15 protein-coding genes are annotated in these 15,372 nt (G+C 52.7%); 8 read left to right on the top strand and 7 right to left on the bottom strand.

Features of this window, described 5'->3' with window-relative positions:
- Positions 1 to 4: 4 nt before the first annotated feature.
- The 4 genes from AB1A64_RS21040 to AB1A64_RS21025 all read right to left on the bottom strand — a co-directional run bounded on the left by AB1A64_RS21040 (position 5) and on the right by AB1A64_RS21025 (position 4,748).
- Entirely contained in the window at positions 5 to 1,627 is a 1,623-nt protein-coding gene (locus AB1A64_RS21040; protein WP_170403499.1) for a TRAP transporter large permease subunit, read from the bottom strand.
- Positions 1,627 to 2,469, bottom strand: coding sequence for a TRAP transporter small permease (locus AB1A64_RS21035; protein WP_255612041.1), 843 nt, complete (start codon positions 2,467 to 2,469; stop codon positions 1,627 to 1,629). The genes AB1A64_RS21040 and AB1A64_RS21035 overlap by 1 nt, the downstream gene beginning before the upstream one ends.
- Before the next feature lie 16 nt (positions 2,470 to 2,485).
- Positions 2,486 to 3,655 carry a mandelate racemase/muconate lactonizing enzyme family protein gene (locus AB1A64_RS21030; RefSeq protein WP_366553926.1) on the bottom strand — a complete coding sequence of 390 codons (1,170 nt, stop codon included), beginning with the start codon at positions 3,653 to 3,655 and terminating at the stop codon, positions 2,486 to 2,488.
- A gap of 79 nt (positions 3,656 to 3,734) precedes the next feature.
- Positions 3,735 to 4,748, bottom strand: coding sequence for a TRAP transporter substrate-binding protein (locus AB1A64_RS21025; RefSeq protein ID WP_366553924.1), 1,014 nt, complete (start codon positions 4,746 to 4,748; stop codon positions 3,735 to 3,737).
- 197 nt (positions 4,749 to 4,945) lie between these two features.
- Between AB1A64_RS21025 and AB1A64_RS21020 the strand changes: the two genes are divergently transcribed.
- Positions 4,946 to 5,596: a GntR family transcriptional regulator gene (locus AB1A64_RS21020; protein ID WP_366553922.1), complete on the top strand. Its 651-nt coding sequence runs from the start codon at positions 4,946 to 4,948 to the stop codon at positions 5,594 to 5,596.
- Here AB1A64_RS21020 and denD read toward each other — a convergent pair.
- Together denD and AB1A64_RS21010 are read right to left on the bottom strand one after the other, a co-directional pair.
- Positions 5,593 to 6,561 (bottom strand): D-erythronate dehydrogenase, encoded by a 969-nt coding sequence (gene denD / locus AB1A64_RS21015; protein WP_366553920.1) that lies wholly within the window; start codon positions 6,559 to 6,561, stop codon positions 5,593 to 5,595. The two genes, AB1A64_RS21020 and denD, sit on opposite strands and share 4 nt — an antisense overlap.
- Positions 6,558 to 7,442 carry an NAD(P)-dependent oxidoreductase gene (locus AB1A64_RS21010; protein ID WP_366553918.1) on the bottom strand — a complete coding sequence of 295 codons (885 nt, stop codon included), beginning with the start codon at positions 7,440 to 7,442 and terminating at the stop codon, positions 6,558 to 6,560. The genes denD and AB1A64_RS21010 overlap by 4 nt, the downstream gene beginning before the upstream one ends.
- Before the next feature lie 190 nt (positions 7,443 to 7,632).
- Between AB1A64_RS21010 and AB1A64_RS21005 the strand changes: the two genes are divergently transcribed.
- The 5 genes from AB1A64_RS21005 to AB1A64_RS20985 are packed head-to-tail and all read left to right on the top strand — an operon-like array spanning position 7,633 to position 12,567.
- Positions 7,633 to 8,391, top strand: a complete 759-nt coding sequence (locus tag AB1A64_RS21005) for an SDR family oxidoreductase (RefSeq protein ID WP_366553916.1) — start codon at positions 7,633 to 7,635, stop codon at positions 8,389 to 8,391.
- A complete protein-coding gene (locus AB1A64_RS21000) occupies positions 8,388 to 10,184 on the top strand; it encodes an IlvD/Edd family dehydratase (protein ID WP_366553914.1) in 1,797 nt (598 codons plus the stop codon). The genes AB1A64_RS21005 and AB1A64_RS21000 overlap by 4 nt, the downstream gene beginning before the upstream one ends.
- An 11-nt stretch (positions 10,185 to 10,195) precedes the next feature.
- Complete coding sequence (locus AB1A64_RS20995) at positions 10,196 to 11,044, top strand: fumarylacetoacetate hydrolase family protein (RefSeq protein ID WP_366553912.1); 849 nt, start codon at positions 10,196 to 10,198, stop codon at positions 11,042 to 11,044.
- Entirely contained in the window at positions 11,037 to 11,960 is a 924-nt protein-coding gene (locus AB1A64_RS20990; RefSeq protein WP_366553910.1) for a 2-hydroxyacid dehydrogenase, read from the top strand. The genes AB1A64_RS20995 and AB1A64_RS20990 overlap by 8 nt, the downstream gene beginning before the upstream one ends.
- Before the next feature lie 16 nt (positions 11,961 to 11,976).
- Positions 11,977 to 12,567 carry a LysE family transporter gene (locus AB1A64_RS20985; protein ID WP_366553908.1) on the top strand — a complete coding sequence of 197 codons (591 nt, stop codon included), beginning with the start codon at positions 11,977 to 11,979 and terminating at the stop codon, positions 12,565 to 12,567.
- Between the two features lie 47 nt (positions 12,568 to 12,614).
- Here the strand turns inward: AB1A64_RS20985 and AB1A64_RS20980 are convergent, their stop codons facing one another.
- Positions 12,615 to 13,382: an SDR family oxidoreductase gene (locus tag AB1A64_RS20980; protein WP_366553906.1), complete on the bottom strand. Its 768-nt coding sequence runs from the start codon at positions 13,380 to 13,382 to the stop codon at positions 12,615 to 12,617.
- Positions 13,383 to 13,451: 69 nt separating this feature from the next.
- Between AB1A64_RS20980 and AB1A64_RS20975 the strand changes: the two genes are divergently transcribed.
- A complete protein-coding gene (locus tag AB1A64_RS20975) occupies positions 13,452 to 14,510 on the top strand; it encodes an L-idonate 5-dehydrogenase (RefSeq protein ID WP_366553904.1) in 1,059 nt (352 codons plus the stop codon).
- A 4-nt stretch (positions 14,511 to 14,514) separates the two neighbouring features.
- Positions 14,515 to 15,321 (top strand): phytanoyl-CoA dioxygenase family protein, encoded by an 807-nt coding sequence (locus AB1A64_RS20970; protein ID WP_366553902.1) that lies wholly within the window; start codon positions 14,515 to 14,517, stop codon positions 15,319 to 15,321.
- Positions 15,322 to 15,372: the final 51 nt, after the last annotated feature.

The raw sequence follows: 15,372 nt of genomic DNA, 5'->3' as shown, positions 1-15,372 counted from the left end.
AACCTCACAACAGCAGCGCGATGATGCCCGGCCAGATTAGAAGAACGGAAAGCGCCAGCAACTGGATCCCGATGAATGGCAGGAAGCCGCGGAAGATATCCGTCAGGCTGATATGCGGCGGGGCCACTGACTTCAGGTAGAACGCGGCCGGGCCGAAAGGGGGCGAGAGGAAGCTGACCTGCATGTTCATACAGAACACGACGCCGAACCAGATGGCGACATGACTCGGCTCCAACTGGCCAAAGACTCCGATTTCCTCGATAGGAAGGCGCAGGACGATCGGCAGAAAGACCGGAATGATCAACAGTACGATGCCGACCCAATCCATGAATGCGCCCATGAACAGCAAGATCAGCATCATTACCAGAATGACCAACATGGTTGGCAGCTCTTGGCCGACGATCAGGTCGGCCACGTATTGGGGCCCCCCAGCAATGGTGTAGGCACCCGCCAGCGCGGCGGCCCCGATCGTAACCCAGATGATTGTGCCTGTGGATTTTAGTGTCCGCATCAAGCTGTCCCAAACCAGCTCGAACGATCCTTCGCCCCGTAGGATGGCGATGATCAGGACGGCGAAGGCGCCCATACCAGCAGCCTCGGTGATGCCCGTGATCCCGCCATAGATCGAGCCGAGCACGACGCCGATTACGACCAGCGGCGCGACGAGTCCCTTGCCCATTTCCCAACCGATTTTTGCGCGCTGTCTGCCAAAGACGAAGAAAATCAGCAGAAGGGCGACGATCGTGATACCGGCAAACCAGGGCAGGTAGTCAGCTGTCCCCAATCGCGCTGGTTCGCCCTGGCTGGCAGCGTTGGAGCCTGACAGCTCGAAAAAAGCGGCCCGGATAAACAGAACGGTGGAAAATCCGGCGACGACGATGCTCATGAAGGCACCAAACAGTTTGCGTTTCTCGGCTGGTTCGGGGTCGTTCGGGTCCGGTTCCGGCAGCGGAGCGTGATGAGGATTCAACCGAGTGCGGATGATGATGTACAGGATGATCATCGAGGCTAGCATGAAGCCGGGAATGAAAGACGCGGTGAACAGCGACTTGATCGAGGTTTCGGTGATCAGCCCATAGATGATCAGAACGATCGAAGGAGGGATCATGGTGCCCAGCGACCCAGAGGCGCAGATGACGCCAATAGCGAGATTCTGATCGTAGCCCAGGCGCAGCATCTGGGGCAGGGCGATAAGGCCCAGCAGGACAACCTCACCGCCGATGATGCCGGACATGGCAGCCATGATCACCGCCATGATCGAGGTCACGATCGCGATGCCGCCGCGTGTTCTGGACAGCCAGACATTCAGCGACGAATACATGTCGCGCGCGATCCCGGACCGCTCTAGTAGCGACGCCATGAAGATAAACAATGGCACGGATATGAGCACGTAGTCCGTTAAGAGCCCGTATATCTTCTGCGCTAGGATATAGAGCGGCCCAGTCCCTGGCCGACCGGTGAGAATCCCGTCGCCGAATGAAAACGGGTTTAAAAGCAGTGTCGGTTCGAACTTGAGCACAAGAACCAGAACCGCAAGCGAAGCCGAGGCCAGACCCAAGGGCATCCCGATCGCCAGAAGCACAATCAGGGCGACCATCAGGATGAGTGAGATTGTTCCAATGTCCATCAGTCTTGTCCCACCGCCCGTTTGATCATTTCAATTTCGTCTTCGTCCGGTTCATCTGTGTGGATTTCCGGTTCTTTGTTCCAATCCGCGACCAAGTTCAAAATTGCTTGCATTGCGACGAGCGTAATCACGATCAGCACCATCGGCTGCAACGTCGCCGGGATCGGAGGATTGAAGGCAGAGCCATAAAGCTCCCATTTGTAGAGCTTGTTGACGAACACCTGTTTGTAGCTGCCGTAGACAAGAAAGAAGGCAAATAGCACGATCAGTATAGTCGAAACCGTATCAAAAACGCGCTGAAGCCAACGTGGAACTGCGTCGTACATCAGGAATATTCGAATGTGACTGCGTTGCTGCATTGCGTAGTAGCCAGACATCAAAAACACAAAGCTGGCGAACCACAGTGTCATTTCGTTCGCCCACTCGGTCGGCTTCTCCAGGATATAACGCATGAAGACTTCGTAGAGCATGACGACAGTCATGATTGCGATCATCATCATCGTCACTCGGCCTATGAACAGGGCGAAACGGTCCATAACCGTCGAGCCTTCGAACTCCATCGTTGCCGGGCGCACGGTCTTGGTACCAATCACTGCAAGAAACGGTAGAAGGACGAGCGCGGCCATGTCGATGATGTCGACATACCCCCCGAATACGCCAGACAATTCGGGCGTGACGTCGCTGCGCAGATATATTTCAGTTACCTGACTTTTGAGGGATTCAGAGGTGTAAGGCAGCCAATCCAATAGGAATGCGGGAAGATGCCAAACAAGCCAGCTGGCTGTTGCGACGAAGGCCAACGGTATGAGCCATTCAATTAGTCCGCCTGAGTTCTTGTGCATCGCGTAACCCTCGTCCCTATCCTTCGATCCTGTAGTGATCGATAAAGTCTCGGTCTGGCTCGACACCCAATCCGGGGCCAGTCGGGATCGTGACACGGCCGTTGTTGGCCTTGACCTGATTTTGAATTTCCAGCGGTTCGGTCAGCAGATCGTCCCGAAACTTGTTGTCCGTTGTGTCGAACTCCAGCATCGGCTCCCATGGATGCAAGCCGCCTGGAATTGCGGGCATGGCCGCCAGTAAATGCAGATTAGTTGCGACGGCGATGGCGCTACCCCAGACGTGATTTACGACCGGCGTGAAATGTACGTGGCATAGAGACAGTACCCTGAGATACTCTGAAACACCGCCCAAAGCACAAACCTCTGGCTGCGCGATATCGATGCCACGGTTTTCAAGAAGATTGCGCCATGCCCAGCGATTGAATACCGCCTCTCCGCCCGAGATGTTTACCTTAAGCGAAGTGCGCAGTTCGCGGTATCCGTCAATGTCTTCTGGCGCGACCGGTTCTTCGAACCAATATGCGTCCAGTTCTTCCAGCGCCCGACCGACAAAGAGCGCGTCTGAAGTCGTATAGGCATGGTTTGCATCGACCATAAAAGGAAAGTCGTCACCAACTCCGCGTCTAACTGCTTCGCACAGTTTCACATCAGGCTTCGGGCCAAAGCCCGTTTTCATTTTGGTGGCGGTAAATCCCATTGACTTGATCTTTGCGGCTTCATCCTCAAAACGGCTTGCAAGACTAGAAATCGGTTCATCCCGGAGCATCATGCCGTAGCCGTAGCAAGGAACGCTTGCGCGATGAGCCCCGCCGACAAGCTTATGGAGGGGGAGGCCAGAGATTTTGCCGGAGATGTCCCAAAGTGCGATGTCCACCCCGGACAAAGCCTGTATTGGCATTCCGCTTTGGCCATGGTCTCGCAAAAGATTGTACACCTTGTGCCAGATCACGTCTTTGTCCAAAGGGTCCATGCCAAGGACCATTGGTTGGATTACCTTTTCCACGATGGATTTGTTCGCAATGGCTACGTTTCCGGGACCAAAGCACTCGCCCCAACCGGTTACCCCTTCATCTGTTTGAATCTCGACCAAATGGGTTGTACGCTTGTCATAATACTGTTGCGAGTAGCCCAGAACTTCCGGCATGTCGTACTGCAGTACGTGACTTATTATTTTGTTGATTTTCATGAAGTTCTGGATCCCGGCGCCGATCCGGAGAGGCCGCAAGTGCGGCCTTTCCGTGTGTCGTAGTTCGATCAAAGCCTGATTACTGCATTGCGCCCAGGTCACGCAGGAAGTTGATGTGGCTTTCTAAAAGCGCCTTTGCTTCAGGTGTCGTTGCGAACTCAGTCCAACCGACCTGAACGGCCGCGCGATACGCTGCCAGGTCTTCAGGCGACCATTCGTACAACTGAACGCCTTTTGCCTTCAGGTCTTTTGCAGTCTGAGCGTTCTGCACCTCATTGATTGTGGCATTGTGCAATGCCAGGCTATCCATTGCGACTTCCATGATCTTCTTGTGATGCGCGGGCATCGCTTCCCAGACGTCTTTGCGACAAGCTAGGTGATCTGCAGGCATCGAGTGGAAACCGGGATAGTTTGTGTGAGCTGCGATCTCGTACAGACCGAGGCCTACGTTGTTCGTCAGGTTCGCAGCATCCGCACCATCAATGATACCGGTTTCCAAAGCCGTGAAGATTTCGTTGAAGTCCATCACGATCGGAGAAGCACCAAGTTCCGCGAACACCTTGGTTGCAAGGCCTGGAGGCGAGCGAAACTTCCAATCTTTGAAGTCTTCCACTTTCGCAATCGGCTTGGTCGAAGACAACGACTCTGGCCCGGGAATCCACCATCCGATGAATTCCATGTCGTAGCCGTTGTATAAATCATTTACAGCTTCTCTTCCGCCGCCATGAAGAAGCCAAGCCATTTGCTGATATGGGTTCTGATATCCGCCGAGCAGGTCGCCCGCAAACTGGAAGGCCGGGTTTTTACCGGTCTGATAGCCGCCGCCCGTCATGTCGCAATCCAGAATTCCGGTAGCTGCGGCATCGAAGGTTTCAACTGATTTGACCACCGAAGAGGAATAGAACATTTCAACTTCGATTTCGCCGTTCGACATTTCCTGAATGTCTTCAACGAATTTTGCAGCCATCTGGCCTGACAGAGTTTCGGGCGAAAAATGGGTTTGAATTCTAAGCTTCGTTGTTTCAGCCATCGCGAAACCGGCTGCCATTGTCGTGGCTACGGCCGCCAGGGCCGCTGTCTTGACTATTTTCATATTGTCCTCCCAGACGTTGAGCGTGCGCCGTGTGGAAGATCTTGCCGCCTCCTTTGCTGTCGCGCAGGTAAACGTTAAGCCGACGAATCGAATGCAACAAGAAAAAATTGAAATTTTTAAAAAATTCGAGATTCTTGCGATAATTCGAAAATAAGGTTAGAACGCTACTTGGAAAAAACTTGAAGGTGCATACTGGAATGAACGACGAAATAGATATTTATCAAGATCTTAAGATGCGCCTGATCTCTAATGGATTCGAGCATGGAGCCAAGGTGCGGGCTGAAGAACTTCGTAAAGTGTATGGCTGTTCTGCGAGCGCCGTTCGTGAAGTCCTTTTTCGTTTGGCCGCTGTTGGTTTGGTGGACTTTCAGGAACAAAAAGGTTTCCGCGTGCCAATGCGTTCGCCGCAGAAGCTTATCGAATTGACGCACGTCCGTGTTCTGTTGGAGGCCGAAGGCACCGCAATGTCGATCCGTAATGGCGGGGTGGATTGGGAAGCAAGATTGACGGCCGCACATCACAAACTCAGCCATATCGAAAAACGCATTCACGCCACAGACGACCCGAGCGGCCTTATCGAGATATGGTTTGCCTCGGAAAAGGAATTTCACGAAACACTTATTTCTGCCTGTGGCTCGGAAACTTTAAAACAAATGCATAGCCGAGTTTACGCGCAATTCAGACAGCAGTTGATGGTGGCAGACCGGAACTTTGAATTCATTTCTCAGAACATAAGACACCATGCCGATATACTTGAAGCAGCATTGTCAGGGGATGAGCAGTTAACACGAGAGAAAATTCACGACCATCTGAAACGCCATCTAACTGGAAAGACGATGGGCGACTAAAGCCGAAAATCGTCTTCCAAATACACGCGAATGATTTCGTCGAAGTTTGACTCCGCCTCGAACCCCAACTCCAGAGCGCGATCTGTTTGAAAGTCTCGCGGCCAATTCTTGACTATTCGTTCGATTGTCTCGTCGGGTTCTTGCCTGATTAGTCCAACAGCTTCTTGGCCGGCCACTTTGCGCAGAGCTTCGATTTGTTCGGCGACGGTGCAACTTACGCCAGGCATGTTCAACGCGCGTCTGTCATTCAAAAGCTGCGTGTCCATTGTTGCTGCGTGGGTCAAAAAAGTCGCAGCGGCGCGGGGGCTGGCGTGCCAGTGACGAACAGTTTCGGCAACTGGCAAGACAGCCTCATCCCCATTCAATGGCTCTCGGATTATACCTGAAAAGAAGGACGAAGCGGCAGCGTTGGCTTTGCCCGGGCGCACACACAAAGTGGGCAAGCGCAAGGAAATACCGTCGATATATCCTTTCCTGCTGAAATCCGTGATCATCAATTCAGCCGCCGCTTTCTGCGCTCCGTAACTTGTCAAAGGTGCCGAGAGGAATTCATCGCTTATCTTTTCGGGGAATGGTGACCCGAAAACTGCTATGGACGAGGCAAAAACCAGGCGAGGTGTGTACTCGCTTTCTGAAGCTTCGTGTTCATCCTTAAGTGCGTTCAGCAGTGCCCACGTTGCCATAAGGTTTACATCCCAACCCAACGCAAAGTCTGTTTCAGCTTGGCCTGAAACGATAGCTGCAAGATGAAAAATGACGTCTGGCCGCTGCGTAGCAAAAGACTTAGCTATGCCTGACGCAGTCAAGTTCCCCACAATTTGATTACCTGCCGCACTGTCGGGCGGGAACGAGAGATCGAACAGTGAGACTTGGGCATCGGCTCCAAAGGTTTCTTGGGTCGACACGCGATGGGCCAGTTTCTGGCCCAGCATTCCTCCGCCGCCTATAACAAGGATCCGCGTCACAGCATTCCATTCCGTTTTTTGAGTTCCAGATACAAAGCCGAATGATCCAGTTCGGCTCCATCCATTTCGTCTATCAGATATTCGAAACGGTCGCGTACAGATTGGGTGCTAGGTAGCTCAACGCTCAGGCTTCGTGCCTCCTCTAGCGTGTTGTCCAAATCTTTTAATTGAAACTTTGACAAACCCCCGGGTACAAAATTCGCATCAGACATGCGTTCGCCATGTTGTTGTAAGATAATGCTATCCGCAAAGCCCCCCTTCAGTGCGGCCCTCAACGCGGTGGGGTCTGCACCGCCTTGCTGAGCCAGTAGTGTCGCTTCGGCGACAGCCGATATTGTCACAGCGACAATTGTTTGATTAGCCAATTTGCACAATTGACCAGAACCACTTGGGCCCACATGCACAGGGCGGCCCATTGCTGACAGAACCGGTCGCACGCGCTCCATAACGTCCTGATCACCACCGACCATGATTGCAAGTGTGGCAGCTTCGGCACCTTTGGTGCCGCCGGAAACCGGGGCATCCAGATGCTGCAACCCCATCGAAGACAATTGCGCGGATTGTTCTCTGGCGTGTTCGGGTTTGGCGCTGGACATATCAATCCAGATCATCCCGGGTTTGAGTTGTTCACGGAAAGCCTCGTCAGAAAGCAGCGCGCCGCTTGCGTATCCATCCGACAGCATGGTTACTATTACGTCTGCACCCGAAACCGCCAGCGGGGCAGTTTCCGCCAATGTCGCGCCTTCTGCCGTCAACGGTTTTGCCTTTTTCAAGCTGCGGTTCCATACGGTTAGCGGAAATTCGGCGCGCAAAATATTCCTCGCCATAGGAGAGCCCATCAGGCCGGTTCCCAATAGAGCTACTTTGAACTGCTTGCTCATAATCCTCTGTCCTTCCGAAGGTGCGCCACGCATGGTTATGGCCAAACCAAAATCTCTGTCATACGCTAACGGCTCTGGGCCCACATGCCAGAAGTCGTTGCAAATCCGCCAAGGTTTCTCTGCTTCTCGGTTGATCTGTGGGACGAAGTAACACTTGTCCAGTCGCCACTTTTAGGGTCGGAAAATATATATGTCAGAGAGACTTAAGGGAAAAAACGTCCTGGTCACAGCCGCCGCGCAAGGGATCGGACTTGCAAGCGCAATTGCGATGGCAAGAGAGGGTGCGAAAGTCTATGCGACGGATATTAACCCTGAAAAAATAAATTTGATTCGCGATCAGAATCTCGAAAATCTCGAAATTTTCGAGATGGATGTGACGAATAATGACAGTATTCATCATGGGGTCGCGCGAGCGAAGCCGGACGTTTTGTTCAACTGCGCCGGGTTCGTGCATCACGGAACTATTCTGGATGCGACCGATGAAGAATGGGACTTCGCCATGGATCTCAATTTGCGCTCAATGGTGCGCACGACAAAGGCTGTATTGCCTGGGATGCTAGAGCGCGGAGGAGGCTCGATAATCAATATGTCTTCCGCACTGGGTTCCATAATCGGTGCGCCAAATCGTTTTGTATATGGAACGACAAAGGCTGCTGTTGTTGGGCTGACTAAATCGGTAGCCGTGGACTTCATAACACAAGGAATTCGGTGCAATTGCATTTGTCCGGGAACAGTCGACAGTCCCAGTTGGCGTGATCGCGTAGATGCGTTGGGAGAGCAACTGGGCAGCAGAGAAGAAGCCCTTGCACAATTTGTGGCGCGTCAGCCTATGGGGCGTGTAGCGAAAGCAGAAGAGATTGCCGCATTGGTCGTCTATCTGGCGAGCGATGAAAGTGCATTCACCACAGGACACACGCACATAATTGACGGGGGTTGGTCAGGCCAATGACAAAAGTATCAAAAAACGATTTGCGATCTCGCAAGTGGTTCATGAATTCTGAGAACCTTGAGATGACTGCATTGTATCTGGAAAGATACCTGAATTACGGTTTGACCCGTGAGGAACTGCAATCAGGCAAACCGATCATTGGCATTGCTCAGACCGGCAGTGATTTGAGCCCCTGTAATCGACATCATATCGAATTGTCCAAACGTGTTCGCGATGGAATCATCGCCGCCGGCGGAACGTGCATCGAAATACCGGTCCACCCGATACAAGAGACAGGTAAACGGCCAACGGCCTCACTCGACCGCAACCTGGCTTATCTGTCCTTGGTTGAGAGTCTATTCGGGTATCCGATTGATGGCGTTGTTCTGAACATTGGTTGCGACAAGACCACGCCCGCGCTTCTTATGGCCGCTGCGACCGTCAACATCCCAGCGATTGCCCTGTCGGTCGGCCCCATGCTCAACGGTTGGTGGAAAGGTGAACGCGCTGGATCGGGCACGGTTATATGGAAAGCGCGCGAAGACCTTGCGGCTGACGAAATCGACACCGATGAGTTCATGGAAATCGCAGCCGCCGCAGCACCTTCGGTGGGTTATTGCAATACGATGGGAACAGCAACGACCATGAATTCACTTGCTGAGGCCTTGGGTATGCAATTGCCCGGATCAGCAGCCATTCCAGCCCCGTATAGAGAGCGCGGTCAAATCAGTTATGAAACGGGTAAACGCATTGTGGACATGGTCTGGGAGGATCTACGCCCCAGCGATGTGATGACACGTCAGGCTTTTGAGAATGCGATTGTTATCAACTCTGCGATTGGCGGATCGACGAACGCGCCGATCCACCTGAATGCAATCGCCCGGCATCTTGGTGTTCCGTTGACCAACGATGACTGGCAGAAACTTGGCCACGACGTTCCTCTGTTAGTTAACATGCAGCCAGCGGGTAAGTATCTGGGCGAAGACTACCAACAGGCCGGAGGTGTACCCGCCGTTGTCGGAGAGCTTCTTGATGCTGGATTGCTGCCGCATTCCGATGCGATAACGGTGAACGGTAAGACGATGGGCGATAACTGCTCGACGCGCCGGTCTCAGAATAGCGACGTAATCAAGCCTGTCAGTAGCCCGGTTAAGCAACAGGCGGGGTTCATCAATCTCTCGGGCAACCTGTTCGAGAGTGCGATTATGAAGACGTCTGTGATCTCACAGGCATTTCGAGAGACCTACCTGTCGAACCCGGATGATCCGGATGCATTTGAGGGCAGGGCGGTTGTGTTTGATGGGCCTGAGGACTTTCACCATCGGATCGATGATCCTGCAGAAAACATCGACGCAAACTGTATTCTGATTATGCGCGGAGCGGGACCAAAAGGATACCCTGGTGCTGCAGAGGTCGTGAACATGAGGCCGCCCGCATATTTGTTGAAACAGGGCATCGAAGCCCTTCCTTGCATCGGTGATGGACGGCAATCCGGTACATCAGGAAGTCCGTCTATCCTGAATGCCTCACCCGAAGCTGCAGAGGGTGGTGGGTTGGCCTTGGTGCGAAATGGCGACCGACTGCGCATCGATCTTGGCAAAGGCACAGCAGATATGCTGGTTTCGCTCGAAGAACTGCATCAACGCGCCCGCGATCTGGAGGCAAAGGGTGGTTATTCCACCCCGCCCAACCAATCCCCGTGGCAGGAAATATTCCGCGAAAAAATAGATCGCTTGGATCGCGGTATGACGCTCAAGGGTGCAGAAAACTACCGCGATATCGCGCGAGGCTTCATGCCACGCGATAACCACTAAAAGGAACGGAAATGAAACTTGTGCGTTACGGAGCCAAGGGCTCGGAAAAGCCGGCCCTGCTCGACTCTGAGGGTCAATTGCGGGATCTGTCCGCTCATATCAATGATATCACGGGGGATATATTGGATGACGGAACGCTTGATAACCTGCGGTCATTGAATCCGAACAACCTGCCAATTGTAGAGGGTGACCTTCGTATCGCGCCGTGTGTCGGTGACATCGGAAAATTTCTTTGCATCGGTCTGAACTACTCGGACCATGCTGCAGAAACCGGCGCAGATATTCCCGAGCATCCGATACTCTTTTTCAAGGCGAACTCAGCCGTCATTGGTGCCTATGACGATGTTGTTATGCCGCGGGGGTCTACACATACCGACTGGGAATGCGAACTGGGGGTCGTCATTGGTAAGACGGCCAAATACGTTTCCAAGGCCGACGCACTCGAATATGTTGCGGGCTATTGCATCGTAAACGACGTGTCGGAAAGGCATTTTCAAACGCAACTGACAGGTCAATGGACCAAAGGAAAATCCTGCGACACATTTGGCCCTACCGGCCCATGGCTAGTGACCCGGGATGAGGTGCAGGATCCTCAGAGTCTTGGTATGTCTCTGGATGTAAACGGTCAGCGCATGCAAACCGGGAATACTGCCACGATGATCTTTTCCGTTGCCGAGATCATTGAGCATCTAAGCCAACTTTTTACACTGCACCCCGGTGACGTCATTTCAACCGGAACACCGCCCGGTGTTGGAATGGGGATCAAACCGGAACCAGTTTATCTGAAAAAGGGCGACGTCATGGAGCTTCGTATCGATGGGCTTGGTGTTCAACGGCAAAAGGTTGGCCAGGATGGCTGACTTGTTGCAAATTGGTGGGATCACCGAACGGATGAGAGAACGCCTGTCTTCAGTGTTCAATATTCATCAATTGGACGATTTCAACGCTGAAAGTATTACGCATATCGTAACGAACGGGCATGATGGCGTTCCGCATGACCTAATGATTTCACTCAGTAATCTGAAGATGATCAGCGTCTATGGAGTCGGTTACGACGCCGTCGACGCAAGTGCTGCGGCTGAGCGCGGGATTGTTGTGACTCACACGCCCAATGTGTTGAACAAAGAAGTCGCAACCACGGCCGTTCTGCTGTTGCTGTCATGTTATCGAGAGCTCATACGTGACGATAATTACGTTCGGTCCGGACGGTGGGAAGTTGAAGGTAATGCCCCTTTGACGCGATCAGCGGACAATCAAAAAATAGGCATTCTTGGTCTTGGTCGTATTGGTCAGGCGATTGTTGATAAGTTGGAGCCGTGGGCACCCGAAATCTCATATCACACCCGCAATCAAAAAGATGTCCCGTACCGATATTTCGACAATTTGGTTGAAATGGCAGAGCATGTGGACGTCCTCATATGCATCACGCCCGGCGGCCCGTCGACCAATAGGCTGGTCAACGCTGAGGTGTTGCGCGCGTTGGGGGCAGGCGGCACTCTGATAAACGTTAGTCGAGGTTCGGTTGTCGACGAAACTGCCTTAATTAGTGCACTGCAAAACGGTGAGCTCGGGTGGGCAGGGCTTGATGTCTTCGAGGACGAACCGCGAGTTCCAAAAGCATTGCGCGAGTTGTCCAATGTCGTTCTGCTCCCTCACGCTGGTAGCGCGACTTTTGAGACGCGTGCAGCAATGGGTGACCTGACTGTCGACAATCTGCTGCAACACCATAAGGACGGATCGGTGATCACAGCTGTGCCGGAATGCAGAGATCTGTAATAGGCCAATCTGAAAAGTGTTTGAGTTTGCTGTCGCGGTTTTCTTTTTGCTGATTACGCCGGGCCCGGGTGTTCTAACAACCGCAGGTATTGGATCAGCATTTGGTTTTCGAGCTGGACTCGCCTTTGTGGCTGGTCTGATGCTGGGCGGGTTCATCAACATGATGTTAGTTGTCTCTGGAGTCGCTGCGGTTGCAATGGCTGTACCGGTGCTTAGAACTTTGTTGCTATTCGCATCTGTCGGGTATTTGGTATTTCTCGCCTGGCGTATTGCCAGCGCCGGCTCAAAGGTCGGATTTTCCCCTGCGGTTTCGCCGCTTGGTTTTGCGAACGGTCTGACACTTCAGTTCATTAATCCCAAGGCTTACGTGGTCGGCACAGCATTGTTTTCAGGGTTTGCCTTTTTGCCCGATGCGCCCGTTTGGGAGGTCGTCATAAAAATCGTAGTATTCAATATGATTTGGGTGCCAGTGCACATGATCTGGCTAGGTGCCGGCGCAAAGCTGGGTAGCCTTGATTTAAGCGAGAGATCGCATCAAAGGATCAATATTGCGATGGCCGCTTCATTAATGGTGGTTGTGGTGATTGCCTTGGCGTCGGCGCTATGAACGATATCTAAGTCGGTCTTACTTAGCAGACGATTGAAAGCCACAAATCAAAGTGACGCCGTTATTCCGCCATCGACATAGAGAGTATGACCATTGACGAAACTGGATGCAGGTGACGCAAGGAAAATAGCGGCGCCTACAAGTTCTTCTACATTTCCCCAGCGACCGGCTGGGGTACGTTTCTCAAGCCATGAGCTAAACTCTGGGTCGGCAACCAAGGCGGCGTTCAAAGGTGTATCGAAATATCCAGGCGCAATGGCATTGCAGTTCAGACCATACTTAGCCCAATCAGTTGCCATTCCTTTTGTAAGATTGGTCACGGCGCCTTTTGTCGCCGTGTAAGGCGCAATACCCGGTCTTGCTAATGCGGATTGAACCGACGCAATGTTAATGATCTTACCAGACTTTCTTTCAATCATGTGCCGTGCCACAGCCTGACCGACGTGAAAGACGGACGCTACATTTGTCTGTAGCAGGCGCTCGAAGGCATCAGCGGGGAAATCCTGTAACTCGGTCCTGTGTTGCATTCCGGCGTTGTTTATCAGGATGCCTATCGGGCCGACCTTTGCTTCAAAGTCGTCGACGGCAGATCGGACACCTTCATGATCGGTTGCATCGAACGAAAGTTCGCGTACCGAGGCGCCTGTTTCGCTCAGCTCGGATGCTGCTGCCGCTAGTTTAGTGGCATCGCGACCGTTCAAAACGACCTGCGCACCGGCGGCAGCCAAACCACGAGCCAATGCAAATCCGATGCCTTGGCTAGAGCCTGTTACGAGCGCGCGTGTTCCCTCTAGGCTAAACATTTCAAGCGTCATGCAAAAATCCCTTGGTTGTCAGCACCGACTATCCGTATCTTTTGGCAATCTGTATAGGGAGTCCGTGCAATGTCTTCGGCCAGTGTTGCTGTTGTTATCCATGCCGCAAAAGATCTGAGGTTGGAAAACCGGGATGTTCACGACGTGGGGCCAGACGAAGTCTTGATTGCCATGCGCGCGGGAGGGATTTGCGGCTCTGACCTGCATTATTATAACCACGGTGGCTTCGGCGCGATCAAGTTGCGTCAACCGATGGTGCTTGGACACGAAATCGCCGGGGAAATAGTGAGAGTTGGATCAAGTGTGCAGGGGTTGTATTTAGGTCAACTGGTTGCAGTTTCTCCATCCCGACCTTGCCAATCCTGCATTTATTGTCTGAACGGGCAGCAAAACCACTGTCTTGATATGAAGTTCTATGGCAGCGCGATGCCGTTCCCGCATATCCAAGGCGCTTTTCAAAGCAAACTCGTGGCGAAAGCCAGTCAATGCGTTCCAGCAGATGGGTTAAGTCCTGCGCAGGCCGCTATGGCCGAACCTTTGGCGGTCTGTTTGCACGCGATTAAACAAGCCGGGAGCCTCTTAGGTAAAACGGTTCTTATCACGGGATGCGGTCCAATCGGCTGCCTCACGATCTTGGCGGCGCGTCGTTCTGGGGCGGCCAGAATAGTGGCGACGGATATCTCGGACCAGCCCCTCGCTCTGGCGCGTGAATGTGGGGCAGACGATGTCATCAACACCTACGCCGATCCGCAAAAACTGGAGCAGTTTGAAAACGACAAGGGCCAGGTTGATGTGCAACTGGAGTGTTCCGGGGCTCAATCGGCTCTGGCTTCTGGCGTCGCATGCTTGCGCCCGGGTGGAACATTGGTTCAGCTTGGTCTGGGCGGAGATATGACTGTGCCGATGCAGGCGTTGACTGCAAAAGAGTTAGTGCTTCGCGGGTCTTTCCGTTTCCATTCCGAGTTTTCAGTCGCGGTCGAGATGATGCGAAGCGGACTAATTAACGTCGACCAGTTGGTAACGCATTCCTTCGAAGTTGGCGAAGCTGTCACTGCCTTTGAGGTCGCGTCTGATCGAAGCCAATCAATGAAGGTGCAGTTAACGTTTCCAGGAAATGACGATGGATAGACGAATGAGTGATATTGCAAAGACTTATGAAAGAGACGGTTTCGTAGCTCCGCTGGATATCCTGACAGCTTCTGAGGTCCAAGTGCTGCGCAATGATTTTGAGAAAGCTGAGCGCATTCTCAGAGACGACCCAGATAAACTCAAGCTTCTATATTCTTATCCGGACAGGCTGATACCATCATTCGATGCACTTCTTCGCCATCCGAAGCTGATTGAGGCTGCTTCAACGGTGTTAGGGCCGGATCTCATGGTTTGGAGCGGTGCACTTTTTGTGAAAGAAGCGCGATCATCGAAGATAGTCTCGTGGCACCAAGACTTGACCTATTGGGGATTGGATGATGCTGAAGAGGTTACCTGTTGGGTTGCGATTTCAGAAGCGTCTGAGCAAAGCGGGTGTATGAAGTTTGTTCCCGGCAGCCACACAAGCCGTATCGTGCCTCACGTGGACACCTTCAGCGAAAACAATCTTTTGTCACGCGGGCAGGAAATCGCAGTCGATGTGAACGAAAAAGGTGCAGTTGCTGCCGAATTGCGTGCAGGGCAGGCATCCATGCATCACGGGCATCTATTTCACGCATCAGGGCCCAATAACACAGACGATAGACGCATTGGTGCGGCGTTGCGTTTCATAAAGCCTTCAATGAAACAGCAGAATGGCGTGAAAACTTTGGTTGCGCTAGTCGCAGGGCGAGATGATTTTGGGCATTTCTTACTTGCGTCCTCCCCTCAGGGCTTTTTGCATGAGAGCGATTTCGTTTTGTGTCAAAGGGATGCAGACCGCAAGAAACAAATACTCTTCGCCGGAGTGTAATGGTTCCCTTAGCAAGTTCAGAACCATTGTTATTTCGCCCCGATAGCCGAC

The organism is Ruegeria sp. ANG10 (assembly GCF_040705255.1).
In the GTDB taxonomy this organism is placed as follows: Bacteria; Pseudomonadota; Alphaproteobacteria; order Rhodobacterales; family Rhodobacteraceae; genus Ruegeria.
Note: the sequence above shows the minus strand (reverse complement) of the source record. Positions and strands in the feature narration are given on the sequence as shown.

What these genes read in the sequence shown, in the direction of transcription:
- AB1A64_RS21040 (WP_170403499.1), bottom strand. Translation starts at nt 1,627, where the DNA reads ATGGACATTGGAACAATCTCACTCATCCTGATGGTCGCCCTGATTGTG.
- AB1A64_RS21035 (WP_255612041.1), bottom strand. Translation starts at nt 2,469, where the DNA reads ATGCACAAGAACTCAGGCGGACTAATTGAATGGCTCATACCGTTGGCC.
- AB1A64_RS21030 (WP_366553926.1), bottom strand. Translation starts at nt 3,655, where the DNA reads ATGAAAATCAACAAAATAATAAGTCACGTACTGCAGTACGACATGCCG.
- AB1A64_RS21025 (WP_366553924.1), bottom strand. Translation starts at nt 4,748, where the DNA reads ATGAAAATAGTCAAGACAGCGGCCCTGGCGGCCGTAGCCACGACAATG.
- AB1A64_RS21020 (WP_366553922.1), top strand. Translation starts at nt 4,946, where the DNA reads ATGAACGACGAAATAGATATTTATCAAGATCTTAAGATGCGCCTGATC.
- AB1A64_RS21010 (WP_366553918.1), bottom strand. Translation starts at nt 7,442, where the DNA reads ATGAGCAAGCAGTTCAAAGTAGCTCTATTGGGAACCGGCCTGATGGGC.
- AB1A64_RS21005 (WP_366553916.1), top strand. Translation starts at nt 7,633, where the DNA reads ATGTCAGAGAGACTTAAGGGAAAAAACGTCCTGGTCACAGCCGCCGCG.
- AB1A64_RS21000 (WP_366553914.1), top strand. Translation starts at nt 8,388, where the DNA reads ATGACAAAAGTATCAAAAAACGATTTGCGATCTCGCAAGTGGTTCATG.
- AB1A64_RS20995 (WP_366553912.1), top strand. Translation starts at nt 10,196, where the DNA reads ATGAAACTTGTGCGTTACGGAGCCAAGGGCTCGGAAAAGCCGGCCCTG.
- AB1A64_RS20990 (WP_366553910.1), top strand. Translation starts at nt 11,037, where the DNA reads ATGGCTGACTTGTTGCAAATTGGTGGGATCACCGAACGGATGAGAGAA.
- AB1A64_RS20980 (WP_366553906.1), bottom strand. Translation starts at nt 13,382, where the DNA reads ATGACGCTTGAAATGTTTAGCCTAGAGGGAACACGCGCGCTCGTAACA.
- AB1A64_RS20975 (WP_366553904.1), top strand. Translation starts at nt 13,452, where the DNA reads ATGTCTTCGGCCAGTGTTGCTGTTGTTATCCATGCCGCAAAAGATCTG.
- AB1A64_RS20970 (WP_366553902.1), top strand. Translation starts at nt 14,515, where the DNA reads ATGAGTGATATTGCAAAGACTTATGAAAGAGACGGTTTCGTAGCTCCG.